The 24,701-nt window shown below is 41.4% G+C and carries 25 protein-coding genes; 10 read left to right on the top strand and 15 right to left on the bottom strand.

Going from position 1 to position 24,701, the window contains the following annotated elements:
• Positions 1 to 274 precede the first annotated feature (274 nt).
• From cysB to M1F17_RS10450, 3 genes are all read left to right on the top strand, one after another.
• Complete coding sequence (gene cysB, locus M1F17_RS10440; protein WP_094960537.1) at positions 275 to 1,249, top strand: HTH-type transcriptional regulator CysB; 975 nt, start codon at positions 275 to 277, stop codon at positions 1,247 to 1,249.
• 280 nt (positions 1,250 to 1,529) lie between these two features.
• On the top strand, positions 1,530 to 4,202 hold the full coding sequence (gene acnA, locus M1F17_RS10445) for an aconitate hydratase AcnA (RefSeq protein WP_180311939.1): 2,673 nt from the start codon (positions 1,530 to 1,532) through the stop codon (positions 4,200 to 4,202).
• 296 nt (positions 4,203 to 4,498) lie between these two features.
• Positions 4,499 to 4,942 carry a hypothetical protein gene (locus tag M1F17_RS10450; protein ID WP_180311940.1) on the top strand — a complete coding sequence of 148 codons (444 nt, stop codon included), beginning with the start codon at positions 4,499 to 4,501 and terminating at the stop codon, positions 4,940 to 4,942.
• Between the two features lie 110 nt (positions 4,943 to 5,052).
• Here M1F17_RS10450 and hemB read toward each other — a convergent pair whose 3' ends face one another.
• The gene (gene hemB, locus M1F17_RS10455) at positions 5,053 to 6,030 is read right to left on the bottom strand and encodes a porphobilinogen synthase (protein ID WP_036957706.1); all 978 of its coding nucleotides are present in this window, start codon (positions 6,028 to 6,030) and stop codon (positions 5,053 to 5,055) included.
• A gap of 189 nt (positions 6,031 to 6,219) precedes the next feature.
• Positions 6,220 to 6,816 (bottom strand): GTP cyclohydrolase II, encoded by a 597-nt coding sequence (gene ribA / locus M1F17_RS10460; RefSeq protein WP_094960627.1) that lies wholly within the window; start codon positions 6,814 to 6,816, stop codon positions 6,220 to 6,222.
• Between the two features lie 213 nt (positions 6,817 to 7,029).
• Between ribA and M1F17_RS10465 the strand changes: the two genes are divergently transcribed.
• From M1F17_RS10465 to yciH, 5 genes are all read left to right on the top strand, one after another.
• Complete coding sequence (locus M1F17_RS10465) at positions 7,030 to 7,752, top strand: phosphatase PAP2 family protein (protein ID WP_144140078.1); 723 nt, start codon at positions 7,030 to 7,032, stop codon at positions 7,750 to 7,752.
• A gap of 145 nt (positions 7,753 to 7,897) precedes the next feature.
• Entirely contained in the window at positions 7,898 to 8,215 is a 318-nt protein-coding gene (locus tag M1F17_RS10470; protein WP_004254219.1) for a LapA family protein, read from the top strand.
• Positions 8,216 to 8,221: 6 nt separating this feature from the next.
• Positions 8,222 to 9,394: a lipopolysaccharide assembly protein LapB gene (gene lapB / locus M1F17_RS10475; RefSeq protein ID WP_094960540.1), complete on the top strand. Its 1,173-nt coding sequence runs from the start codon at positions 8,222 to 8,224 to the stop codon at positions 9,392 to 9,394.
• Between the two features lie 44 nt (positions 9,395 to 9,438).
• The gene (gene pyrF / locus M1F17_RS10480; protein ID WP_110591749.1) at positions 9,439 to 10,164 is read left to right on the top strand and encodes an orotidine-5'-phosphate decarboxylase; all 726 of its coding nucleotides are present in this window, start codon (positions 9,439 to 9,441) and stop codon (positions 10,162 to 10,164) included.
• On the top strand, positions 10,161 to 10,487 hold the full coding sequence (yciH, locus tag M1F17_RS10485; protein WP_110591748.1) for a stress response translation initiation inhibitor YciH: 327 nt from the start codon (positions 10,161 to 10,163) through the stop codon (positions 10,485 to 10,487). The genes pyrF and yciH overlap by 4 nt, the downstream gene beginning before the upstream one ends.
• A 72-nt stretch (positions 10,488 to 10,559) precedes the next feature.
• Here the strand turns inward: yciH and nadS are convergent, their stop codons facing one another.
• The 12 genes from nadS to M1F17_RS10545 all read right to left on the bottom strand — a co-directional run bounded on the left by nadS (position 10,560) and on the right by M1F17_RS10545 (position 21,119).
• Positions 10,560 to 10,844: a NadS family protein gene (gene nadS, locus M1F17_RS10490; protein WP_096863771.1), complete on the bottom strand. Its 285-nt coding sequence runs from the start codon at positions 10,842 to 10,844 to the stop codon at positions 10,560 to 10,562.
• A gap of 1 nt (position 10,845) precedes the next feature.
• A complete protein-coding gene (locus M1F17_RS10495; protein ID WP_036957715.1) occupies positions 10,846 to 11,178 on the bottom strand; it encodes a type II toxin-antitoxin system RelE/ParE family toxin in 333 nt (110 codons plus the stop codon).
• Between the two features lie 151 nt (positions 11,179 to 11,329).
• A complete protein-coding gene (osmB, locus tag M1F17_RS10500) occupies positions 11,330 to 11,548 on the bottom strand; it encodes an osmotically-inducible lipoprotein OsmB (RefSeq protein WP_036957717.1) in 219 nt (72 codons plus the stop codon).
• A gap of 201 nt (positions 11,549 to 11,749) precedes the next feature.
• Positions 11,750 to 13,693 (bottom strand): exoribonuclease II, encoded by a 1,944-nt coding sequence (locus M1F17_RS10505; RefSeq protein WP_094960544.1) that lies wholly within the window; start codon positions 13,691 to 13,693, stop codon positions 11,750 to 11,752.
• 139 nt (positions 13,694 to 13,832) lie between these two features.
• Positions 13,833 to 14,474 (bottom strand): endonuclease III, encoded by a 642-nt coding sequence (nth, locus tag M1F17_RS10510; protein WP_004254236.1) that lies wholly within the window; start codon positions 14,472 to 14,474, stop codon positions 13,833 to 13,835.
• Between the two features lie 19 nt (positions 14,475 to 14,493).
• On the bottom strand, positions 14,494 to 15,210 hold the full coding sequence (locus M1F17_RS10515; protein WP_094960545.1) for an electron transport complex subunit E: 717 nt from the start codon (positions 15,208 to 15,210) through the stop codon (positions 14,494 to 14,496).
• On the bottom strand, positions 15,210 to 15,839 hold the full coding sequence (gene rsxG / locus M1F17_RS10520; protein ID WP_036957719.1) for an electron transport complex subunit RsxG: 630 nt from the start codon (positions 15,837 to 15,839) through the stop codon (positions 15,210 to 15,212). The genes M1F17_RS10515 and rsxG overlap by 1 nt, the downstream gene beginning before the upstream one ends.
• A 10-nt stretch (positions 15,840 to 15,849) precedes the next feature.
• Positions 15,850 to 16,935 (bottom strand): electron transport complex subunit RsxD, encoded by a 1,086-nt coding sequence (rsxD, locus tag M1F17_RS10525; RefSeq protein ID WP_004254245.1) that lies wholly within the window; start codon positions 16,933 to 16,935, stop codon positions 15,850 to 15,852.
• 11 nt (positions 16,936 to 16,946) lie between these two features.
• The gene (gene rsxC, locus M1F17_RS10530) at positions 16,947 to 19,406 is read right to left on the bottom strand and encodes an electron transport complex subunit RsxC (protein WP_318836968.1); all 2,460 of its coding nucleotides are present in this window, start codon (positions 19,404 to 19,406) and stop codon (positions 16,947 to 16,949) included.
• Entirely contained in the window at positions 19,399 to 20,013 is a 615-nt protein-coding gene (gene rsxB, locus M1F17_RS10535; RefSeq protein WP_004254251.1) for an electron transport complex subunit RsxB, read from the bottom strand. The genes rsxC and rsxB overlap by 8 nt, the downstream gene beginning before the upstream one ends.
• Entirely contained in the window at positions 20,013 to 20,594 is a 582-nt protein-coding gene (gene rsxA, locus M1F17_RS10540) for an electron transport complex subunit RsxA (RefSeq protein WP_004254254.1), read from the bottom strand. Before rsxA ends, rsxB begins: the two co-directional genes overlap by 1 nt.
• An 84-nt stretch (positions 20,595 to 20,678) precedes the next feature.
• Positions 20,679 to 21,119, bottom strand: coding sequence for a DUF2569 domain-containing protein (locus tag M1F17_RS10545; RefSeq protein WP_094960548.1), 441 nt, complete (start codon positions 21,117 to 21,119; stop codon positions 20,679 to 20,681).
• Between the two features lie 128 nt (positions 21,120 to 21,247).
• Here M1F17_RS10545 and M1F17_RS10550 point away from each other — a divergent pair, with 128 nt between their 5' ends.
• Positions 21,248 to 22,291, top strand: coding sequence for an oxidoreductase (locus M1F17_RS10550; protein ID WP_144140066.1), 1,044 nt, complete (start codon positions 21,248 to 21,250; stop codon positions 22,289 to 22,291).
• A gap of 60 nt (positions 22,292 to 22,351) precedes the next feature.
• Positions 22,352 to 23,329 (top strand): bile acid:sodium symporter family protein, encoded by a 978-nt coding sequence (locus M1F17_RS10555; RefSeq protein WP_094960550.1) that lies wholly within the window; start codon positions 22,352 to 22,354, stop codon positions 23,327 to 23,329.
• Positions 23,330 to 23,580: 251 nt separating this feature from the next.
• Here M1F17_RS10555 and add read toward each other — a convergent pair whose 3' ends face one another.
• Positions 23,581 to 24,582: an adenosine deaminase gene (add, locus tag M1F17_RS10560; protein ID WP_144140064.1), complete on the bottom strand. Its 1,002-nt coding sequence runs from the start codon at positions 24,580 to 24,582 to the stop codon at positions 23,581 to 23,583.
• Between the last annotated feature and the right edge of the window lie 119 nt (positions 24,583 to 24,701).

The following is a 24,701-nucleotide window of genomic DNA, read 5'->3' on the forward strand; positions in this document are numbered from 1 at the left end:
ATACGTTAAACCTTGGAGCGAGTGTTCTGCAAAATTTATTTCACTTATTGAACCACATAATGAAATAAAGTTAATCCGTCTTTGCAGTACCTTACTGCTTTTCTTCATTGTAGAGGGTATTTAGATGAAATTTTATCATCATACTGTTTATTCTTCAGAGAATGATGTTATATTGGTTATATCAAATAAATCAATTATAACTATTAGCTATATGTAATATTCTTTAGCTATAGATAGCAAATGCACATTATTCCTGTATGAGGTAGACTGAAATATGAAATTGCAGCAATTACGTTATATTGTTGAAGTGGTTAACCATGACTTGAATGTCTCCTCAACCGCTGAGGGGCTTTTTACGTCACAGCCCGGTATCAGTAAACAAGTGCGGATGCTTGAAGATGAGCTTGGGATCCAAATTTTTGCGCGTAGTGGTAAGCACTTAACGCATGTTACTCCCGCAGGGGAAGAAGTGGTACGGATCTCCCGAGAAGTGCTATCAAAAATAGAAGCGATCCGCTCGGTTGCTGGGGAGCATACTTATCCAGATAGAGGTAGCTTGAGTATTGCCACGACACATACACAAGCTCGTTATGCTTTACCTCCGACAATAAAAGGTTTTATTGAGCGTTATCCACATGTTTCATTGCATATGCAGCAAGGGTCACCAACGCAAATCGCTGAGGAAGTGTGCAAAGGTAACAGTGATTTTGCGATAGCAACCGAAGCATTGCACCTTTATAACGATTTGATTATGTTGCCATGCTACCATTGGAATCGCTGTGTGGTCGTGCAAAAAGACCATCCACTTGCAACGAAAAAAAATGTCACTATTGAAGATATCTCTGAATATCAAATTGTAACCTATACCCATGGGTTTACTGGTCGTTCAGAATTAGATGTGGCATTTCAGAAAATTGGCCTTGAGCCCAAAATTATTTTTACCGCAACCGATGCTGATGTGATCAAAACCTACGTTAGATTAGGGCTAGGGATTGGTATTATCGCAAGTATGGCGGTTGACCCTGTTAGTGATAGCGATTTAGTTGTGATTGATATGCGTGATAAGTTCAGCTATAGCACAACCAAGATTGGTTTTAAACGTACTAGTTTCTTGCGTAGTTATATGTATGATTTTATGTGGCGTTTCGCACCGCATCTAACTCGTGATGTGGTCGATAAAGCGGTTTCTATACGTAACAATGAAGAAATTGAAGAGTTTTTTAAAGATATGAAACTGCCTATCATTTAATTTCTTTATATTATATTTTTGCCTTGTCATACTTTGTAAGTAGGAACCCTAGTGATCGTATTTCTAGGATTTTTATTATTACCGAGTTGGTGTACTTGGTTTTTTCCTGACTTATTTCCCTTCTTATCTTAAATTTCCTATTATTAATAGAGAAAAATTCAATATTTGGCACAAAATCTATAAATCAAATTTCTAGAGCAACTATGATTACAATTGGTTAACAAAAAATAATGGTGGTAAATACAAATATTGCCATAGCCATAAAAACCAAGGAGGAGTTATGTCGTTGAGTCTAAAAACAACGAGTGCTTCGACACTCAATGTTGGAAACAAGCAGTATAATTACTTCAGTTTAGCGATTGCTGAAAAAAAGCTCGGTGAGGGGACTAAATTACCTAAGTCATTAAAAGTTTTACTCGAAAATCTATTACGTCATATTGATGGCACCTCAGTTGTCGAACAAGATTTACAAGCAATAATTGACTGGCAAAAAAACGCGCATGCAGATAGAGAAATTGCTTATCGCCCAGCGCGTGTTCTCATGCAAGACTTCACGGGTGTTCCTGCTGTTGTTGACCTTGCCGCTATGCGTGAAGCAGTTAAATCCCTTGGCGGCAATGTTGAGCAAGTAAACCCGTTGTCACCTGTTGATTTAGTGATTGACCACTCGGTGATGGTGGATGAGTTTGCAACCGAATCCGCATTTGGCGATAACGTTGAAATTGAAATGGCGCGTAACCATGAACGTTATTTATTTTTACGTTGGGGCCAAAAAGCATTTAATCGTTTTCAAGTGGTGCCGCCGGGTACCGGTATCTGTCACCAAGTTAATTTAGAATACCTTGGCAAGGCAGTATGGTATGAAGAAATTGACGGTAAATTATATGCTTATCCCGATACTTTAGTGGGTACGGACTCTCATACGACGATGATCAATGGGTTAGGTGTGTTGGGTTGGGGTGTCGGTGGTATTGAAGCTGAAGCCGCGATGTTAGGCCAACCGGTTTCAATGCTGATCCCTGATGTTGTTGGTTTTAAATTAACAGGGAAATTATCCGAAGGGATAACGGCAACCGACCTTGTATTGACGGTAACACAAATGCTACGTCAACATGGTGTTGTGGGTAAATTTGTTGAATTTTATGGTGATGGCCTAGCGGATTTACCATTAGCAGACCGAGCAACGATTGCGAATATGTCACCAGAATATGGCGCAACTTGTGGTTTTTTCCCTGTTGATGAAGTGACGCTATCTTATATGCGTTTAACTGGGCGCAGTGATGATGAAATTGCGCTGGTGGAAGCTTATAGCAAAGAACAGGGTTTGTGGCGTTATGCAGGTGATGAACCTATTTTTACCAGTACACTTGAGTTAGACATGTCGACGGTTGAATCCAGCTTAGCAGGCCCTAAACGTCCGCAAGATAGAGTTGAACTCAGCCAAGTACCAAAAGCATTTCGAGGTGCAGTAGAGTTAGAAGTTAATAAAAAAATTCAATCGAGCTATCCTTCTGTTAAATATCAAAATAAAACTTTTGAGTTAACCGATGGTGCAGTCGTTATTGCGGCAATTACATCTTGTACGAATACGTCGAACCCAAGTGTATTAATGGCTGCAGGACTATTAGCGAAAAAAGCCGTTGAAAAAGGGTTAGTCCGTCAGCCATGGGTTAAATCATCATTGGCACCGGGTTCAAAAGTTGTCACTGATTATCTTGCTGTCGCGGGTTTAACGCCTTATTTAGATAAGCTCGGATTCAATCTTGTCGGATATGGATGCACAACCTGTATTGGTAACTCAGGCCCATTACCAGAACCAATAGAAGAGGCGATTAAACAAGCGGATCTTACCGTTGGCGCTGTGTTATCGGGTAACCGTAACTTTGAAGGGCGAATTCATCCATTGGTGAAAACCAACTGGTTAGCATCACCGCCACTTGTTGTTGCATATGCTCTGGCGGGTAACATGAATATCAATTTGAAAACCGATCCTATCGGTGTCGATAAATCAGGTAACGATGTTTATTTGAAAGATATTTGGCCATCGAGTGCTGAAATTGCCCAAGCTGTACAGCAAGTTAAAACAGACATGTTCCGAAAAGAATATAATGCGGTCTTTGAAGGTGATGACGCTTGGAGAGCATTGAAAGTTGAAAGCTCTTCAACTTATCACTGGCAAGAAGACTCAACCTATATTCGCCATCCACCTTTCTTTGAAGGCATGCAAGTCCAGCCAGCACCGGTCAAAGATATTCATGGTGCAAATATTTTAGCGATCCTCGGCGACTCGGTAACTACTGACCATATTTCTCCAGCAGGGAATATCAAAAAAGAGAGTCCAGCGGGGCGTTATCTGCAAGAACACGGCGTTGCTGTTGCAGATTTCAACTCTTATGGCTCGCGTCGTGGTAACCATGAAGTGATGATGCGAGGAACATTTGCGAATATTCGTATTCGCAATGAAATGGTGCCGGGTGTAGAGGGGGGATATACCTTACATATACCGACAGGCAAACAAATGGCGATTTATGATGCGGCAATGCTGTATCAACAAGAAAATCACCCACTGGCCATAATCGCCGGGAAAGAATATGGTTCAGGTTCTAGCCGAGATTGGGCAGCGAAAGGTACGAATTTGTTAGGTGTGAGAGTTGTCATTACTGAATCATACGAGCGTATCCACCGTTCTAATTTGATTGGCATGGGGATTATACCTTTAGAATTTAAAGATGGGGTATCTCGTAAAACTCTCGGGTTAAAAGGTGATGAACGCATTGATGTCACAGGGCTTCAGTCAATTACCCCAGGGCAGGATATCACGGTGAAAATCACTTATGGTAATGGGGATATAAAAGAAGTTATAACTCGCTGTCGTATTGATACTGCAACGGAGATGGATTATTACCGTCATGGTGGTATTTTGCATTATGTGATAAGGCAGATGTTACATTAATCATTAAATCATGACACTTCAACGCCTGTAAGATTGTATCCTACGGGCGTTTTTATTTTTTAATATTTAATCTTATTTATCAATCTTGTTTTTTCTCAATATTTTTGATGGCAATCTACGTTATGGTGTTAAATAGACGGTAAATTAAAGGAGAAAATAGTCGCAACTAGGCTAAATGAAAATAGGGTGAAGTTCGCCATAAATAAGTTTCTTTGTGCAAAATAATTGAATGTAATAGCTTTAGCATGGGTCACCATGTGACTGAGCTTATCGAAAACACTATTAAGGAAATGAGTATGGCAGATATCAATGAAACCGATTTCTATAAAGGGGCATTGTGGGCAGCAGATATCTTATTAACCACATCCCATTTTGATGGTGCGAACGAAGAGGTTCGTGACATTTTGGAGCACATACCTAACTTATATTCTATTGTGATGAGAACACCTGAAACGGAAGTCCATGATTTGCGTTTATATGCAGACAAAGAATTTCCACTCGGCTTAAATGCAGATTATACCGCCATTACTATTGCGCCATTACAAGACTACTTTGATATTCTGCCGATGCCCGATCAAAACCCTGAAAGTATTACGGTTGAAGTTGATTACTGGGGAGTGGTTGCAACGACATCTGCGGGTAAACAAGATTTATTGATTGCTGGTTTAGCAACGGTAGAGCAAGCACAGCATTATGCGCAAACACTAACTCAACAGCTTGAATTGCAAAGAGCAAAATAGCCATTTGGTTGTTAATTGGTCGATTTAAGTATTATTATTCAACAAAAATGACAAAAACCCGCACTACTGTAATTTTATACAGTAGCGCGGGTTTCTTTAACTGAATGAGATTATAACGCGTTGGCTTCGGCTAATTGTAAAGCGAAATAAGTGAAAATAAGATCAGCACCTGCGCGTTTGATTGACCCCAGTGTTTCAAGAGCCACACGAGTTTCATCAATTGCACCCGCTTGAGCAGCAAATTTAATTTGTGCATATTCGCCACTGACTTGATAAGCACCGATAGGTAATTGGGTATGCTCACGTAAATCACGAATAATATCCAAATAAGCCCCAGCAGGTTTAATCATTAGCGCGTCAGCACCTTCACGTTCATCAATTAGTGATTCATGTAGTGCTTCACGGCGGTTCATTGGGTTCATCTGATAGGTTTTTCTATCCCCTTTAAGGCATGAACCCGCTGCATCTCGGAATGGGCCATACAGTGCTGAAGCAAATTTTGTGGAGTAAGACATAATAGCGGTGTCTGTAAAACCAGCTTCATCAAGTGCATGACGAATTGCGGCAACTTGGCCATCCATTGCAGCAGATGGGGCAATAAAATCAGCACCTGCGCGTGCAGCGGCAACCGCTTGTAAACCTAGGTTATGGATGGTTGCATCGTTATCAACGATATGGCCGTGCATGACACCACAGTGACCATGGGAAGTGTATTCACAAAAACAGGTGTCAGACATCACTATCATTTCAGGGACGGTTTCTTTACAGATACGTGACATACGTGCCACTAAACCATTTTCTTGCCATGCATCACTACCATTATCATCAAGATGATGGGAAACCCCAAAGGTCATCACTGATTTTATTCCTGCATTTGCGATACGCTCAATTTCATAAGCAAGGCGTTTTTCAGGAATACGCATAACACCCGGCATGCTGTTGATTGGCATATAATCGTCGAGTTCTTCTTCAACAAAAATTGGCAAGCAAAGGTCATTAATAGAAAGGTGAGTTTCTTGGAATAAAGTGCGGAGTTTTTCAGTTTTACGCAATCTTCTCATGCGTTGAATGGAATGCAGGTTGTTCACAGTATCTCCTGGTAGTATGCGGAATAAACCTCAAAAACTCAGTTTATTCGTCAGGGTAATCAGATGGCTAACAGTATAAACCTTATGGAAAGAAAGTGAATATAGCCGTGGATAAATGGCACACTTTGAATGGTGATAATGAAATAGGAAAAATAAAGGGAAGAGCAGAACACTCTTCCTTTGCTGAGGTCATTGGTGCTTAAATAGCATATGGCCCATTTTTTCTGCTTTAACGTCAAGATAATGTTCATTACTTGGGTTGCGGCCAACGATCAACGGAACACGTTCTACCACGTTAATTCCAGCTTCACGCATGATATCGATTTTTTTCGGGTTATTCGTCAATAAGCGGACTTCATTTATCCCCAATAACTTATACATATCAGAGCATAAGGTAAAATCACGTTCATCCGCTTTAAAGCCTAACTTAATGTTAGCTTCAACCGTATCTAAGCCTTGATCTTGCAATGCATAAGCTCGGATTTTATTCAGCAAGCCAATATTTCGGCCTTCTTGACGATGGTAAAGTAATACCCCTCGGCCTTCTTTACTAATCTGAGAGAGTGCGGCTTCTAATTGAAAACCACAATCGCAGCGTAGACTAAATAACGCATCTCCTGTTAAACATTCGGAGTGGATCCGGCTGAGTACCGGTTCACTTCCTGAGATATCGCCAAAAATTAACGCTACATGATCACGACCGGTTGCGATTTCTTCAAAACCCACCATCAAAAATTCACCAAAAGGTGTAGGGAGCTTAGCTTCGGCAACGCGTTTTAGCTGCATATTTTCTTTCATTAGTTAAAGTAACTCTTGCTTAATTAATAACGTTTATCGATATAAAGTAGCTTAACTATAATACATCGATGCTATATGACGTTTAGCATATAGAGGTTGGTATTCTTTGCACACGACCAACGCTGTATTACTATAACAGAGTTAATAATAGGTGAATGGAATATTTGTATATTTAATAGAACTTTATTTGGAATACACTGAATGAAAAAAACTGTTTTGGTCGTTTGTGCTTTTGCATTGTTATTAATCATGCCACCCACGCTGATGATAGTTACAGGCTGGCATTGGTCACCAGAAACCCAGTTTAACTCAATGAAATGGATACTTTGGCTGACAGACACTGCGGGAGCACCTTATAGTGTTTTAACCTCTCTGTTATTTCTTGGAGCTGTTGCCTTTATCTTTCGTTCAGAAAAAAAACAGCGACTGAAAATATTGCTTGTTCTTGTTGGCATTGTATTACTGCAACAAGGTTTGAAAACGGCATTAAAAAGTACCTTTAAAGAGCCTCGTCCCTATGTGGAATGGCTAGCAACCGAATATCAAATTCCTTCATCAGACTTTTATGAGTTAAAACGTAGTGAACGAGCAAAATTAATTAAAAACACCGTTAAACAAGATGAAAATATAGCGAAATGGCAGCGTAAACACTGGCAAGCAGAAACCGGATATTCTTTTCCTTCAGGTCATATGCTATTTGCTGCTGGCTGGGCATTGTTTTTAATTGCGCTTTTCTGGCAACAAGGTTTATACGTTTTATCGATAGGTCTCGCTATTTGGGCTGAGGGTATTGCATTTAGTCGTATGTTGTTGGGGATGCATTGGCCTATTGATATAATTACTTCAGTGATCATCAGTGCGTGTTTTGCCTTATTTGGTTATTATATTTTGCGAGCATGGGGAATACTGGGTCAAACCGATTAATCTTTCATCAAGTTAACCATTATTAGGGGAGATCTGACTTAAATCTCTCATTGTATAAAATAAATTGCTTTGTCTGAGTGCGTTGGAAATGCTACCTTAACAGGTAGATATTATTGGATGAATAGAACTGATAACGGGAATAAATGTGAAATATTTTCTGATTTTATTACTGGCGGTCGCTTTTTTTATTATTTCGATTACGCTAGGTTCAAGCAATGATCAGGTTATTACATTTAACTACCTGATTGCAAAAGGGGATTTTTCATTATCGACCCTTCTTGCATCACTTTTTGGTGTCGGTTTTGTGCTAGGTTGGCTAGTTTGTGCTGTGTTTTATTTACGAGTCATTGTTAGCCTGAAAAACGCACGTCGTAAAATTAGACGTTTAGAATCACAATTAGGTGCTGGAGAAAGTCATATTTCCGATTCAACCTCATTAGTGACGACTCAGAACAAGGAATAATCCTGTATGTTCGAGTTGCTGTTTCTGCTGCTACCAGTTGCTGCTGCTTACGGTTGGTACATGGGGCGCAGAAGTGCTCAACAAGATAAGCAACAACATGCGAATCGCTTGTCACGTGATTATGTGACAGGCGTTAACTTCCTATTGTCTAATCAACAAGATAAAGCTGTCGATTTATTCCTCGACATGCTGAAAAATGAAGATAGCTCTGCTTTTGAAGCACACCTCACGTTGGGAAATTTATTCCGTTCTCGTGGTGAAGTTGAACGCGCCATTCGTATTCACCAGTCGCTGGTGGAAAGTGCCGCTTTATCATTTGAACAACGCTTATTAGCAACTCAACAACTCGGTCGAGATTACATGGCTGCTGGGGTTTATGACCGAGCAGAAAACATGTTTCAACAATTGACGGATGAAGTCGATTTCAAACAAAGTGCCTTACAATCCCTGTTAAATATTTATCAATTAACTAGTGATTGGACAAAAGCTATTGAAACAGCAGGTAAACTGGTTAAATTAGGGCATACAGAGCTACGTGAGCAAATTGCACACTTTTATTGTGAATTAGCGACTCAACAACTTGCTAGCGATGATCTCGAAGATGCACTGACCTTTTTAAATAAGGCAGAGCAAGCCGACAACCACTGCGCTCGGGTCTCAATTATGAAAGGGCGGTTGTTCATCGAACAAGGTAATTACGACAAAGCAATTCATGTCCTAAAACAAGTCTATGAGCAAGATAGAGAGCTCGTCGCTGAAACGCTACCTTTGCTGTTTGATTGCTACCAACATACTGGCCAAGCCGATGAGTGGGAAGATTACCTACGTCAGTGTGTTGCGGGTAACTCAGGGGCTATTGCAGAGCTTTATTTAGCGGATATTATTGTTGAAAAGCAAAATCACGAAGCCGCTGCAAATTATATTAATGACCAAATTCAACGTCATCCTACCATGCGTTTATTTTATCGTTTAATGGATTACCATCTTGAAGAAGCTGAAGATGGAAGGGCAAAAGAAAGTTTGATTTTGCTACGAAAAATGGTAGGGGAGCAAATTCGTACCAAACCCGATTATCGTTGCCATAAATGCGGGTTTACATCGCGTGCATTATATTGGCATTGCCCATCTTGTCGCTCGTGGGACACGATTAAACCTATTCGTGGGCTAGATGGGCAGTGACAGCGTCACTTTTTAAATAATAACGACTCTTTAAAGGCTAAGAAATGATTTCCTCAACTGAGAACCACACACATTCACCAATTATTGTGGCACTTGACTATGAAAATGCTAATGAGGCTTTGGCTTTTGTGGATCGCATTGACCCACGTGATTGTCGCTTAAAAGTAGGCAAAGAAATGTTTACTTTTAATGGTCCTCAATTTGTTAAGTCACTCCATGATCGTGGTTTTGATGTTTTCTTAGATTTGAAGTTTCATGATATTCCAAATACTGTTGCCCGAGCGGTTGCAGCTGCGGCTGAAATGGGGGTATGGATGGTTAATGTTCATGCAAGTGGTGGTGCTCGTATGATGGAGGCGGCACGCCAATCTCTTGAGCCTTATGGTAAAGAGGCGCCATTACTCACAGCAGTAACCGTATTAACGAGTATGGATGAATCTGACCTCATTGGTGTTGGGATTAACCTGTCACCAGCTGCTCATGCAGAGCGTTTGGCCTTATTAACCAAACAATGCGGGCTAGATGGTGTTGTTTGCTCTGCTCATGAAGCCCAACGTTTAAAACAAATTTGTGGTGTCGATTTCAAATTAGTTACCCCAGGTATTCGCCCAACGGGAAGTGATGTTGGGGACCAACGCCGCATTATGACACCACAAGATGCAGTGAAGGCGGGTGTGGATTATATGGTGATTGGTCGTCCGATTACGCGTAGTGAAAACCCAACTGCCACATTACAACAAATCAATCAGTCTATTGAAGGTTTGCTATGAATGATTCAAATAGTCGTCTTGTTTACAGTACAGAAACAGGGCGTATTGCTGAAGATAAACCCAAAATTGAAAGGCCTAAAGGTGATGGTATTGTGCGGATCCGCCGTGAGACATCAGGCCGTAAAGGAAAAGGGGTTTGTGTTGTAACTGGTCTTGACCTTGAAGACAGCGAATTAGCTAAATTAGCGGCTGATCTTAAAAAGAAGTGTGGCTGTGGCGGAGCTGTCAAAGACGGTAACGTTGAAATTCAAGGCGATAAACGTGATGTTATCAAACAGTACCTTGAGGCGAAAGGCTTTCAAGTTAAGTTAGCTGGTGGCTGATAGGTTCGAAAATTTTACTGTTTGTCATGAGTGGCTACTTAGAAAGCCACTCATTTTATAACGAAGAAGTGGTTAAATTGCTGCTAACTCAGCAAATAAAGCTGGGTTACGTTTAATGGCGATGAGTATTTTAGCTGCTAGCCCTGTTGGGTTTCGTCGTTTAAGTTCCCAACTTTTAATTGTATCGAGGCTAGTTCCTAGTGCATGAGCTAATTCGCTTTGGGAAACATTCAGTTGCTCTCGAATAGCTTTGACATCAGTAATTTCGTAACGAGTAACATTAGCGGCTTTTTGATGGCCTTGTTTTATTTCAACAGCTTCTTCTAAAGAGGCTTTTAATTCGTTGAATATACTCATTTTATACCTCATTTTTTAGTAATTTCGTTAGTTTCTTTAATTCTGCTTTTTCTAAGTCATTTAGCGTATCTTTGACATTTTTTGGATAAGCCATTATAAAATAAATAATTTCTGCTGTAGCTAGGAAATAAATAACTCGTACACTTGCACTTTTTCCTTTATTACCAGTTGCCATCCTAATTTTACGAAGCCCACCCGTTCCTTGGATGATATCGCCTTTATCTGGCCATGCGATAAGTTCATTTTGTAATATCCTAAGTTCTTCTTGTGTGGCGATAGATTGGATTTGTTTGGTAAAAAAGCTGGTTTCAATAAATTCAATTGCGTGACTCACAGGGTTCCCTCCCTTTGTATTAATTGCAAGTGTACTTTGTACACTTTTTGCCGTCAATAGTTTAATAGATTATCGGATATAAAAAATAAAATAGCGTTCATACTGAACGCTATTTTAGATTAAGGAGAGCGACTAAAGGATATTATGAGATTTATTTGCCTACTTGGTGTCCAATAATTCCGCCAATAGCCGCACCACCTACGGTTCCTATGGAACTTCCGCCTGTCAATACAGCGCCACCAACAGCTCCAACACCGGCACCAATCGCTGTGTTTTTATCGCGTTTAGACATATTTGAACAGGCACTGACGCTGATAGCGACAGTAGCTATCACCATGAATGATAAAATACGTTTGCTTACTGTGTTCATTTTAATGACCCTTAATACAGATTTAACAGTTAACAAAATATCATGATAGGTAAATTTACGAATAAGAATAATCAGGAAAAAATATGGAAAAGTGTTTGCAGTTTAACGTTTAATGCGAATTTTAGGTTGTAAAAAAGTAGATAGAAAAATAAAAGACCATAGGTTTCAAACTATGGTCTTTAAAGAGTAGCAGAAAAGCTGTTATTCGGCTGGTCTAGCGACGATATTACGTGTTTCCATACGAACTTCATTAATGGTGACATTGATAATATCGTTAAGTTGGTAAGCTATTTCACCTTTAACAAGTACATTACCTGTTTCTTGGCTACATTGGATCTCATCACGAACACTATGAATAAAAGGCGCAGGAACAAAAGCTACAGCACCATTATCTACCAAACGGACTCTTACGCCACCACGAGTGATATCAATAATTTCAGCTGGGAATTTGGTATCCGTACCTTCAAAAGGTTTTAAGTAACGAGAATAGAGCCAATCACCCACATCACGTTCAGCCATGCGGTTTGCACGACGACGTTCGGCTAACTTGATTGATAATTCTTCGGATGGCTTATTCGTTGAAGGTTTACCAGCAATAATAGATTTGATTAAACGGTGGTTGACGATATCGGTATATTTACGAATTGGTGAAGTCCAAGTCGCATAAGCTTCAAACCCTAAACCGAAATGCGGGCCGGGCTCAGCTTTGACTTCTGCGAAAGTTTGGTAACGGCGAATGCGGCTATCGAGGAATTGGGTCGGCTGTGCATCTAGTTGACGGCGTAGTTGGCGGAAGCCTTCTAGTGATAATAATGATTCAGCCGTTGTTTCAATGCCATTATCTTTAAGCGTTTGCACGACTTGGTCAATTTGTAGGGGTTCAAAGCCCATATGAACATTAAATACGCCAAATCCTAATTTTTCTTTCAGTACTGCGGCAGCACAGAGGTTAGAGGTGATCATGGCTTCTTCAACAATGCGATTAGAACTGCGGCGACGTTCAGTCACGATATCAACCACAATTCCTTTGTCATCTAATACAAAGCGGTAATCAGGGCGATCTTTGAACACGAGTGCATTGTTTTCGCGCCATAGTAAACGCCTATCTGCCATTTCTTTAAGCAGCAAAATTTGTTGTTTGTCAGTGTCATTTTCTGGCTGCCAACTGCCTGTATTTTCAAGCCAATCAGAGACTTCGTCATAAACTAATTTAGATTTTGATTCGACCCAAGCGCTGAAAAACTCAATATTATCGTCAATGCGACCATCTTCTTTGATGAGTGCAATGCAGACTAAAGCAGGGCGACGTTCATTTGGGCGCAAAGAGCACAGGTCGTCAGATAATTTGCGCGGTAGCATTGGAATATTAAAACCCGGTAAATAGTTGGTGTAGCCACGGGCTAAAGCCAGTTTATCGAGTTCGCTACCTTCTGGTATATAGCTTGTTGGGTCAGCAATAGCGATATACAGTTTTAAGTCACCATTATCGGTTTTTTCAACATAGAGTGCGTCATCTATATCTTCAGTACTTGCATTGTCTATGGTCGTAAAGTGCAAGTGAGTTAAATCAACTCGTTCAATACCTTGGTCATCACGTTCGCTATCAACCATTTGCGGTTCATTACGGTCTAATTGGTGACGGCGTAACGTTACCCACCATGGTGCAAAATGATCATCTCCGTCAGTGATAAACTCAGTAATTTCAGCGTAGAAGGTTTTATCGCCTTTTAATGGATGGCGTCGCATTTGTGCAACAACCCAATCATCTTGCTTAAACTCATGAGTAATGCCATTGATAGGACGGCAAGAAATCATATCCTTCAGTAATGGGTGATCGGGAATGACAAATAAACGGTTATCATTTTCTTTCTTTTGTATTTTCCCAACAAACCTATCTAAAAAAGGTTCTACCAGTTCTTCTGGTTCTGCAAATTCACGGTCTTTATCGGTATGAACCGCAGCAATAACACGATCACCATGCATGACCTTTTTCATTTGAGGAGGCGGAATGAAATAGCTTTTTTGGCCATCAACTTCGAGGAAGCCAAAGCCTTTTTCTGTACTTTTTACCAGCCCTTCGACGCGTGGGGTTTGGGCATGTAGTTTTTGTTTAAGCTGTGCGAGCAGTGGGTTGTCTTGGAACATACTTACCGTTTAATTAATATTGGGTTTGGCTCTATTGTTACGTAAGACAAAGTCTTAGAGCAAGGAAAAAATGCGTTACCGGCTAGATTCATGATTAAAAGTATCGTTTATCTATAACCTATTCAAAATAGTATCTTGGTCAATCTTCTGGATATATTTTATCTTTAAATTCGCATAAATCTTCGATAATACAAGAGCCACAGCGGGGTTTGCGGGCAATACAAGTATAACGTCCATGCAAAATAAACCAATGGTGACAATCTACTTTAAACTCTGCAGGTACAACTTTAAGGAGTTTGTCTTCAACTTCAACGACATTCTTACCAGGAGCAAAGTTAGTACGATTGCAGACACGGAAAATATGCGTGTCAACGGCGATAGTCGGCCAGCCAAATGCGGTATTAAGAACCACATTTGCCGTTTTGCGGCCAACACCCGGTAAAGCTTCTAAAGCCTCTCGGTTTTCAGGGACTTGGCTGTTGTGCTTTTCGATTAAAATTTGACAGGTTTTATAGACGCTTTCAGCTTTGGTATTAAATAAGCCAATGGTTTTAATGTACTCTTTTATTCCATCCACACCGAGTGCCATAATAGCTTCAGGCGTATTAGCTACAGGATATAGCTTTGCTGTCGCTTTATTGACACTCACGTCAGTAGCTTGAGCTGATAATAAAACGGCGATTAATAGCTCAAAAGGGGAGTTAAATTCTAACTCCGTTGTAGGGTGTGGGTTGTTATCCCGTAGACGAGTTAGAATTTCAATGCGTTTTGATTTATTCATTGCTCACAAAATATCGTTGTTAAGAAATATGGCTGCCGCAACCTTGCTGTTTTTCATATTCACGTTCTGGTTGAATACCAGATTGTCGTGCGGCTCTTTTTTTCATTTTTTCATCAATTAAGTATTTCGCAGCTAATAGTAGTGCTAGGCCAATGAAGGCACCAGGCGGTAGCATAGCGAGTAAAAATGGGGAATCAAGGTGTAACACTTCAATACGAAGGGAGGTAGCCCAAGAACCGAGTAACAAGTCAGCGCCATCAAATAAGGTCCCATTCCCTAAAACTTCACGAATTGCTCCTAGAACAAGCAAGGTCGCGGTTGCACCTAAGCCCATAGCAAACCCATCAAGGGCAGATAGCCCAACAGGATTACGAGATGCATAGGCTTCTGCGCGTCCAATCACAATGCAGTTGGTAACGATTAACGGAATAAAAATCCCAAGTGACTCATACAAACCAAAAGCATATGCGTTGATTAACATTTGTACCGCGCTAACAACAGAAGCAATAATCATCACATAAATAGGGATGCGAATTTCTGATGGCACCCAACGACGTAAAGCAGAAACGGCAACATTAGTACAAACTAAGACTAATGTGGTCGCTAAGCCTAGCCCTAATGCGTTGGTTGCTGTTGATGACACAGCGAGCAGCGGACAAAGCCCTAATAATTGAACTAATGCAGAGTTGTTTTTCCACAAACCTTGCACTAATAAGTCTTTAGATGAATCGCTCATTATTCGTCCCCACAGCGTGGATAATTCGATAATTGTTGTGGAATTTGTTGCATAAATACCGCAGTACGTTTAGTGGCATTGACGACTGCTCTGGGTGTAATTGTTGCTCCAGTAAACTGATCAAATTCACCTCCATCTTTTTTAACTGCCCATTTAGGGTCATTATCAGAGGTTATTTTTTTACCACTAAAATAAGTAATCCAATCAGATATTCGTGTCTCAATTTTGTCACCAAGCCCAGGTGTTTCATGATGTTCTGTAACACGAGTTCCCAGTACTGTACCGTGAAAATCTGTACCGACTAATAAATGTATAGCGCCTGAGTAGCCGTCTAATGCTGTTGTTTCCAAGGCAGCAGCAACAGGTTCGCCATTTTTACGGGCTAGATACAAGCGCCTAGGTTGTTTATTACCCAGTATGGCCTCATTAGTGACTAAATAACACTCTTTTGCGAGGTCGTTATCGTATAAATCACTTGGTATCACTTGGTCGAGTAGTTTTTTCTGAACAATAGCAGCTTGCTCAGCAATAGTCTCTTTCGTTAACGTGTACACAGCAGCACTAAGCGCAGTGGTTCCTGCTGCAAAGATGGCTAACGTTACCCCATGGCGTCTCATCGTGTTCAACATACGGTTATCCTTACTTATGTCCATGACCGTACGCACGAGGCTGCGTATAGTAATCAATTAATGGAACAGTAATATTGGCGAGTAACACGGCAAAAGCAACAGCGTCAGGGTAACCACCGTATACACGGATCACCCAAACAAGAAAACCGATAATCACACCAAAAATAATCCGTCCCTTAGGCGTTGTCGATGCGGTGACAGGGTCAGTGGCAATAAAAAATGCCCCTAGCATAGTGGCACCAGACAATAAATGAACCCATGGTGACGCATGTTGGCTATCATCAATTAAATAACTAACAATAGATAAAACTGCCAATGTACCTAAGAACGAAACCGGAATATGCCAGCTAATAATACGGCGCTGTAATAAGAACAAACCACCCACTAAATAGCCAATATTCACCCATTGCCAACCAATTCCCGCTAAGGAACCTTGTAAAATAGGTTGTTGTAATACTTCAGAAATAGAATGAGTCAGTAGGCCCGTTTTAAAGCTATCAAGCGGGGTCGCTTGGCTCATGCCATCAATGCCTGTACGTAGTTGCTCGAGGGTAATACCTGTTGGAGTATGGCCACTGAGAATAATGGATAGGCTATCAAGTGCAGAAATCGACATATTTTGTAATTCATGCGGAGGTAGCCAGTTTGTCATGTGAACAGGGAATGATATTAGCAAAACGACATAACCCACCATCGCAGGGTTAAAAGGGTTTTGCCCCAATCCACCATAACATTGCTTAGCAATCGTAATAGCAAAAAATGTCCCTAATACGATCATCCACCAAGGTGAGAGCGGAGGTAGGCTGATAGCTAATAATAATGCGGTCACAATGGCGGAATTATCTTTTAGTACAGGAACCACAGGTTGTTGGCGTAAACGAATAGAAACTGCTTCTGTGATAACCGCTGTTAGCACCGCTAAAATAATTTGGTATAAGGTGCCAACGCCAAAGAAATAAACTTGAGCAGCAATACCCGGTATTGCTGCTAAAAGTACCCAAAGCATCACTAAACTGGTGCTTTGATTGTTATGAGTAAATGGTGCGCTAGCAATTTTTAAACGGCGATTTTTCGCATCAATTGGCCTAAATTTCATCTCGTTGTCACTTACTCTGTAGTCGTTTGTTCATGTTGTTTTTGTGCTTGCTTTGCTTTTACTCGCGCGATCGCTGCGGCAACGGCAACTTTTCGAGGGTCGGTTTCCTCTTCAATGGGTTGTTCAGCGGCGGGTGTAAGCTCTTCTTGTGCGAGTTGTTCTGCTTGAGCTGCTTTTTTGGCTTTCGCTCGTGCAATGGCGGCCGCGACAGCCGCTTTACGTGGGTCAACCTCAGCGTCAGTGACCGTTTCAGCAACTGGCTCAGTTGCAGATTGCGCTTGTGCGGCTTTTTTGACCTTCGCTCGTGCAATGGCGGCAGCGACAGCTGCTTTGCGTGGGTCAACCTCTGCATCAGTGACGGTGTCAGCGACTGGCTCAGTTGCAGGTTGCTCTTGAGCCGCTTTTTTGGCTTTCGCTCGTGCAATGGCAGCTGCGACAGCCGCTTTGCGCGGGTCAACCTCAGCATCAGTGACTGTGTTAGCGACTGGCTCAGTTGCAGGTTGCTCTTGAGCCGCTTTTTTGGCTTTCGCTCGTGCAATGGCAGCTGCGACAGCCGCTTTGCGCGGGTCAACCTCAGCATCAGTGACTGTGTTAGCGACTGGCTCAGTTGCAGGTTGCGCTTGTGCGGCTTTTTTGGCCTTCGCTCGTGCAATGGCGGCCGCGACAGCCGCTTTGCGTGGGTCAACCTCAGCGTCAGTGACGGTGTCAGCGACTGGCTCAGTTGCAGGTTGTTCTTGTGCGGCTTTTTTGGCTTTCGCTCGTGCAATGGCGGCTGCCACAGCGGTTTTGCGAGGATCATCCGTGGCCTCTATATCAGTAGGTTCTACTGGTGTATTGGCCAGTTTTTCCGCCTGTTTAGCACGTACTTGTGCTTTACGGGCTTCGCGAGCAGCAATCACAGCACTATTGTCTGGTAATTCACCGGAAACAATCTTAATCGGTTCGGTTGTCGCACTTTGTTTGGCTTTAACCCGGGCTAAAGCTGCATTAACGGCATCTTTATCCGCGCTATCAACTTGTACCGCGGCTTTTTTATGGCGTTCTTCTCGTGCTTGTTTATCACGTTCCATACGCAACTGTTTTGCTTCAAAACGCAATTTAGCTTCAGCAGCTCGGCGCTCTTCTTGAGCAATTTCACGAATTTCCGCTTTTTCTTGGCGATAATATTGCACTAACGGAATATTACTTGGGCATACATAAGCACATGCACCGCACTCTATGCAGTCAAATAAATTATGTTTTTGCGCTTTTTCGTGTTCATCCCCTTTACTGAACCAATAAAGTTGCTGAGGAAGTAACGCGGCTGGGCAGGCATCGACACATAACCCACAACGAATACACGCTTCCTCTAGTGCTTTAGGTCCCATTTCTTCCATTGTGGGGACCAGTAAACAGTTACAAATTTTTACGACAGGGACATTCAGGTCGGGTAGGGTAAAGCCCATTAAAGGCCCCCCCATAATCACCATTTGTTCTGGCTCTGGGTTAAAACCGGATTGCTGTAATAGATGTTTAACTGGAGTCCCTAAACGAGTCCAAAAATTACCCGGTTTACTGATGGCTTCACCAGTAACGGTTACCACACGCTCAATCAATGGCTGGCCATCAACAACCGCGCGTTTAATGGCGACGACAGTACCCACGTTTTGCATTAACACACCAATTTGTGACGAACGCGCACCGGATGGCACTTCTTTTCCCGTCAAAATTTTAGTCAGCTGTTTGGCACCACCTGATGGGTATTTTGTTGGTATAACTCGGATGAATATTTGTTTGTCTTGCGAGGTGACAGCATGTTTTAGGGCACGGATAGCCTCGGGTTTATTGTCTTCAATACCAATTAATACTTGGTCTGGGGTTAATAAATGCTGTAAAACACGACAGCCTTCAATAACTTCCTGTGCATGTTCTTGCATTAACCTATCATCAGCTGTGATATAAGGCTCACATTCAGCTGCATTAATGATTAATGTTTTAATCGCATCTTGACCACCGGCCAATTTTGATGCGGTTGGGAAACCTGCACCACCGAGGCCGGCTATCCCAGCTTGTTCAATTTTTTGCAGTAATTCAGCACGGGTTAGTTGAATGTAATTAGGCTCTGGGGACAAAGTACACCATATATCATGGCCATCGGCTGCAATACGCACACACAATTCTTTTAAGCCTGAAGGGTGTGCCGTTACCATAGGTTCAATTGCAGTGATCACCCCTGAAGTTGATGCATGAACAGGTACAGTACGCCCAAGCCCTTTAGTCAATGGCTGGCCTTTTAATACGGAGTCGCCAACCTGAACAATTAGCTCTCCTTCCGGGCCCAAATGCTGTTGTAATGGGATAATCAGCTCATTGGGCACTGATGCAATACGCATCGGTGTTTGGCTAGATTGTAGCTTCATTTCAGGCGGATGGATCCCACCTTTAAAATCCCAAATATTATCTTTTTTCAACCAATTAAAGAGCTTAAGCATGAGTTTCACCTCTTGCTTTAGTGACAAGCTGTTCATTGGGTTCAACACTAATATTTTTTACTGGGATAGTGTTTAAATCCCATTTCCAATTGGCTGTAGTCGTTTTCACAGGAACAAGCTCAATACAATCTGTAGGACAAGGGGCGACGCATAAGTCGCAGCCTGTGCACAAGTCTTCAATCACAGTATGCATGGCGCGGGTTGCACCAACAATGGCATCAACAGGGCAAGCTTGAATGCATTTAGTACAACCAATGCAGTTTTCTTCGTCGATAATAGCCACTTTACGAACGGGGTTTTGAGCGGCTTCATCGCCATCAATCGGCTGAGGGTCGACATTAAGCAACTCAGCGATTTTTAGCATGACTTGCTCGCCACCAGGGGCGCATTTGTTGATCATTTCCCCATTATTTGCAACCGCTTCGGCGTAAGGGCGACAGCCAGGATAACTGCATTGACCGCACTGGCTTTGAGGCAATATTGCTTCAACTTGTTCGACAATAGGGTCTGCTTCAACTTTAAAGCGTAATGAGGCGTAACCTAACATCAGCCCAAATATCAGGCCAAAAACGGCTAATATACCGATAGCAATCCATACAGACATCATTAGAATTTCACCAAACCACTAAAGCCCATAAACGCGAGAGACATCAAACCAGCTGTAATTAGCCCAATTGATGATCCTTTAAATGGAGCTGGAACATTGGCAACAGCTAAACGTTCGCGAATAGCGGCAAATAAAACCATTACTAATGAGAAACCCACAGCAGCGCCAAAACCGTACACGGCAGACTGCATAAAAGTATGAGACATATTAATATTTAATAAGGCAACACCAAGAACCGCACAGTTGGTGGTAATTAAAGGCAGAAAAATACCGAGTAAACGGTAAAGCGTTGGGCTCGTTTTCCTGACCACCATTTCAGTAAACTGTACAACAACAGCAATCGCTAAAATAAAGCTTAGCGTCCGCAGATAGACAAGGTCGAGAGGAATAAGGACAAGTGTGTCAATCAACCAAGAACTGATTGACGCTAATGTCATAACAAACGTCGTTGCTAAGCCCATTCCAATGGCCGGTTCGAGTTTTTTTGAGACGCCCATAAAAGGGCATAAGCCAAGGAATTTAACGAGAACGAAGTTGTTAACCAGCACTGTTCCAACAAAGAGTAATAGATAATCAGTCATGCTATTGCCTGAAATGAAAAAAGAACAAAAACTGGCCGAAGCCAGTTAAACTATCATTATGATATCAAGCAATTTATGTGATGCTTATCGATCTTGTGTGAAAGTCATTTTCACACGTTGAGAGCGTTTTAGATAAGGGACAAAGAAACCCGCGCCAATTAAAGGCCATGCTAAGACCTGCAAAGCGGTTTCATCGTCAATAGGTGAAAATGCGAAGGTTTTTATACCTAATAATAACAAAATGAGTAGCCAAATAATAAAACGGCGGGGGAAATGCTTTGAGCGGGAAAACATCAGTTGCAGTACATGAATACTGAAAATAGTCATCCCAACAGCGATGGCAAATGACAGATACCAAGCGGCAGGAATAAAACTTGTCCAATGATCAACAGTCGTGACAATCTCATAAAATTTAATGCAATACATAACAGTCATACTGCAAACAGCTAAAAAGGTTAATAACAAATAGATCGCTGGAACTAATAGCCAGCCAGTGATGCGGTTAGCGTCATAAACTGAAGTCATAATTAATCAAACCCATTTTGGCAAATTCGCTGGACAATCTACAATCCTATCATAGATTTATTTGCCATTTCATTCCTTCTGATGGTACTTTTTATCTCTACCTGAGTTTATCGTTGTATGAGGTCTAAATGTCTAAACCAATTAAAGTCGCGATCATCGGATATGGCTATGCCAGTAAAACATTTCATGCTCCCTTCCTTGGTATTTTAGAAGGGTATGATTTAACAACGATTTCTAGCAGTGACCCGAGTAAGGTTAAGGCAGATTGGCCAAATATTCATGTTGCCGCCTCTCCGGAAGCTGTTTTTGCTGATAAAGATATCGAACTAGTCGTTATTCCTACGCCTAATGATACTCACTTTCCTCTTGCTCAAGCGGCATTAGCAGCAGGGAAGCACGTCGTTGTCGATAAACCATTTACATTAGATGTCTCACAAGCAGAACAATTAAAACAACAAGCGGAGCAAGCAGGAAAATTACTGTCGGTTTATCATAACCGCCGATGGGATTCAGGTTTTTTAACAGTTAAAAAAATATTAGAAGAAGGTAAGCTAGGCGATATTAAATATTATGAATCACATTTTGACCGTTATCGTCCGCTAGTTAGGCAACGTTGGCGTGAAGCTGATATTCCTGGAGCAGGTATTTGGTACGACTTAGGGCCGCACTTGTTGGATCAAGTCCTGCAGTATTTTGGTAGGCCTTTAGGGATCAGCGTTGATCTTGCTATGATCCGCCCTAATGCACAGGCAGTGGATTACTTTCATGCCGTTTTGCAATATGCAGATAAGAAGGTTGTATTACATGCAACAACATTAGCTGCTGCACCAACACCGATATATGTTATTCATGGAATGAATGGTAGTTATGTTAAATATGGTTTAGATCCCCAAGAAGACTGTTTAAAAGCTGGCCAACGACCAGAAGGGACTGATTGGGGAGTTGATACCAATATGGGGAGCGTGACGTTGTCACAAGGTGATGAGCTTATAACACAATCGTGGCCAAACCAACGCGGTAATTATGGTGGTTATTATCAAGGGATATATGATGCGATTCGCCATGGTAAACCAAACCCCGTCACACCGAGCGAAGCAATAGATATTATGAAGCTTATTGAAGCAGGTATACGTTCGGCAAAAGAAAAACGCACAATCGAAGCAATATTTTAACGTCATTAACGCACACTATAAGGCCAGTTAACATAACTGGCTTTTATTATGGATAATCGAATGAATTTGCTAGCTAAACTGAGAATCGACCCATTTTTACTTATCATGATTGGCGTTGTCATTCTAGCCAGCCTTTTTCCTTGTGAAGGCGATATAAAAACGGGGTTTCAATATTTAACTACTGCTGCAATTGCATTATTGTTCTTTATGCATGGGGCTAAGTTATCTCGTGAATCAATAATGGCAGGGATAGGGCATTGGCGTCTCCACCTCTTGGTTTTTGCGAGTACATTTATTGTATTTCCTATCGTAGGCTTAGGGCTTGCGGTGATTGTACCTAAATGGATGTCACCTACCGTATATATGGGCTTTTTATACCTATGTGCTTTACCTGCAACTGTACAATCAGCAATTGCTTTCACCTCGGTGGCCGGGGGAAATATTGCCGCGGCTATTTGTAGTGCATCAGCGTCAAGCATTCTTGGGGTTTTTCTTTCACCAATCTTAGTTGGTTTATTGATGGATGCTGATGGCAGCCAAGCCATGGATACGCTCAATGCAATAGGGTCTATTTTAATGCAATTGATGCTGCCATTTGTTGTGGGGCATTTATCTCGACCATTGATTGCCAATTGGATAAACCGGAATAGAAAATTAGTTAATATGACTGACCGGTCTTCAATATTATTGGTTGTTTATGTGGCATTTAGTGAAGCGGTTGTCGAGGGGATTTGGCAGAAAATAGACGCATTTTCACTCTTTATGATTGTGGTTGTCACTTGCGTTATTTTATTTATTATCATTGTATTCAATACATTGGCTGCACGGTTGCTAGGTTTTAGCAAAGAAGATGAGATTACTATCGTGTTTTGTGGCTCGAAAAAGAGCCTAGCTAACGGAGTCCCAATGGCGAACGTCTTGTTTCCTGCTGCGACAGTAGGGGTCATCTTATTGCCACTGATGATTTTCCATCAAATACAACTTATGGTCAGTGCTGTACTTGCACAGCGTTATGCTAAACGATTATCGACCAAATAAGCACAAATATTGAGGGGATTAGTAACCCCTCATGTTTTTTGCTGTTTATTTATAAGGGTACTTATTTAGTTACAACATACAATAGGGCTTTATAATTGATACATTAACAACAGTGTTTATACGTTAAGTATAAAAAAGCTAACTAGAGAGGGAGTGATTGGTAAATGATGACGGTCTATTGGTGTGTAAAGAGATGTGAAATGTTTGAGAGAGTTATCAGGGTTATAATAAATACCCTGATAACATTTAAATTAACGGGTAGCGGCTTTATGTAAGAGCGCTTTTTTCTCACTTTCAGATAAAAATGCCATACTTAGGCCATTACGTTGCGCTTGTTCTATTTCTGCTGAAGTTAAACCTGCTTGCGGGGCTGCAACTTCATACTCATAGCGTAACTCAATACCTTGAACTGCTGGGTCATCTGTATTAATTGAAGCCAATACACCTTGTTGCAAAAAGGTTTTTAATGGGTGTTGAGCAAGGGATGGCACAGTGCTTGTTTGAATATTTGATGTTAAACAGCTTTCCATACCAATTTGATGTTTTACTAAATATTCAATTAAAGCAGGGTCTTCTATTGCCTTTACACCATGGCCAATTCGTTGTGCACCTAATACATTGATAGCATGCCAAATACTGTTCGCTCCAGCCGCTTCACCTGCATGAACAGTGATATTTAACCCTGTATCTCTAGCTTTGATAAAGTGTGACTCAAATAACTCTCCAGGGAAACCTAGTTCATCTCCAGCTAAATCTAAAGCACATAAGTGATGACGATGAGCTAATAGTCCTTGTAATTCAGTTGTACAGGCTTGTTGGCCAAAAGTACGGCTCAAAATTCCAATTAAATTAATTTTAATGTCGAATTGTTGGCACCCAGTACGCACGCCATCAATAATAGCTTCAACGACACCTTCTACAGGTAGCTGGTGTTTCATTGCCATATAGTATGGAGAGAAGCGTAGCTCTGCGTAATCGATACCAGCATTAAAAGCATCTTCGACATTTTCAAATGCCACACGGCGGCATGCTTCTAAATCTGCTAAAACAGCGACTCCCCAATCGAGTTTTGCTAAGAAACCGACTAAATCAGCTTCTTGTCCTATAATTTGGACGTGAGGGCGCAAAGCTTCAAGTTCTGTCGCTGGTAATTGAATGTGATGCTGTTCTGCTAAGGAAAGAATCGTTTCTGGGCGGATATTGCCATCAAGGTGGCGGTGTAAATCGGTTAAAGGTAAATGTGTTTTAATCACGGAATGATCCTTTATCTATTTTCTATCCTCATTTTGGCTTTTATTTTTCCAAATGCAATTCCAAATCACGAAAAATGTGAAACGTGATCAATAATTACATTTTAAGTGTGATGTATCTC

It is taken from the genome of Providencia sp. PROV073, from assembly GCF_033688125.1.
Taxonomy (GTDB): Bacteria; Pseudomonadota; Gammaproteobacteria; order Enterobacterales; family Enterobacteriaceae; genus Providencia; species Providencia hangzhouensis.

What these genes read in the sequence shown, in the direction of transcription:
- pyrF (WP_110591749.1), top strand. Translation starts at nt 9,439, where the DNA reads ATGATTTCCTCAACTGAGAACCACACACATTCACCAATTATTGTGGCA.
- M1F17_RS10465 (WP_144140078.1), top strand. Translation starts at nt 7,030, where the DNA reads ATGAAAAAAACTGTTTTGGTCGTTTGTGCTTTTGCATTGTTATTAATC.
- acnA (WP_180311939.1), top strand. Translation starts at nt 1,530, where the DNA reads ATGTCGTTGAGTCTAAAAACAACGAGTGCTTCGACACTCAATGTTGGA.
- rsxC (WP_318836968.1), bottom strand. Translation starts at nt 19,406, where the DNA reads ATGCTTAAGCTCTTTAATTGGTTGAAAAAAGATAATATTTGGGATTTT.
- M1F17_RS10545 (WP_094960548.1), bottom strand. Translation starts at nt 21,119, where the DNA reads ATGACTTCAGTTTATGACGCTAACCGCATCACTGGCTGGCTATTAGTT.
- yciH (WP_110591748.1), top strand. Translation starts at nt 10,161, where the DNA reads ATGAATGATTCAAATAGTCGTCTTGTTTACAGTACAGAAACAGGGCGT.
- M1F17_RS10505 (WP_094960544.1), bottom strand. Translation starts at nt 13,693, where the DNA reads ATGTTCCAAGACAACCCACTGCTCGCACAGCTTAAACAAAAACTACAT.
- rsxD (WP_004254245.1), bottom strand. Translation starts at nt 16,935, where the DNA reads ATGAAATTTAGGCCAATTGATGCGAAAAATCGCCGTTTAAAAATTGCT.
- M1F17_RS10550 (WP_144140066.1), top strand. Translation starts at nt 21,248, where the DNA reads ATGTCTAAACCAATTAAAGTCGCGATCATCGGATATGGCTATGCCAGT.
- rsxA (WP_004254254.1), bottom strand. Translation starts at nt 20,594, where the DNA reads ATGACTGATTATCTATTACTCTTTGTTGGAACAGTGCTGGTTAACAAC.
- cysB (WP_094960537.1), top strand. Translation starts at nt 275, where the DNA reads ATGAAATTGCAGCAATTACGTTATATTGTTGAAGTGGTTAACCATGAC.
- rsxB (WP_004254251.1), bottom strand. Translation starts at nt 20,013, where the DNA reads ATGATGTCTGTATGGATTGCTATCGGTATATTAGCCGTTTTTGGCCTG.
- ribA (WP_094960627.1), bottom strand. Translation starts at nt 6,816, where the DNA reads ATGCAGCTAAAACGCGTTGCCGAAGCTAAGCTCCCTACACCTTTTGGT.
- M1F17_RS10515 (WP_094960545.1), bottom strand. Translation starts at nt 15,210, where the DNA reads ATGAGCGATTCATCTAAAGACTTATTAGTGCAAGGTTTGTGGAAAAAC.
- lapB (WP_094960540.1), top strand. Translation starts at nt 8,222, where the DNA reads ATGTTCGAGTTGCTGTTTCTGCTGCTACCAGTTGCTGCTGCTTACGGT.
- rsxG (WP_036957719.1), bottom strand. Translation starts at nt 15,839, where the DNA reads ATGTTGAACACGATGAGACGCCATGGGGTAACGTTAGCCATCTTTGCA.
- M1F17_RS10555 (WP_094960550.1), top strand. Translation starts at nt 22,352, where the DNA reads ATGAATTTGCTAGCTAAACTGAGAATCGACCCATTTTTACTTATCATG.
- M1F17_RS10450 (WP_180311940.1), top strand. Translation starts at nt 4,499, where the DNA reads ATGGCAGATATCAATGAAACCGATTTCTATAAAGGGGCATTGTGGGCA.
- nth (WP_004254236.1), bottom strand. Translation starts at nt 14,474, where the DNA reads ATGAATAAATCAAAACGCATTGAAATTCTAACTCGTCTACGGGATAAC.
- nadS (WP_096863771.1), bottom strand. Translation starts at nt 10,844, where the DNA reads ATGAGTATATTCAACGAATTAAAAGCCTCTTTAGAAGAAGCTGTTGAA.
- osmB (WP_036957717.1), bottom strand. Translation starts at nt 11,548, where the DNA reads ATGAACACAGTAAGCAAACGTATTTTATCATTCATGGTGATAGCTACT.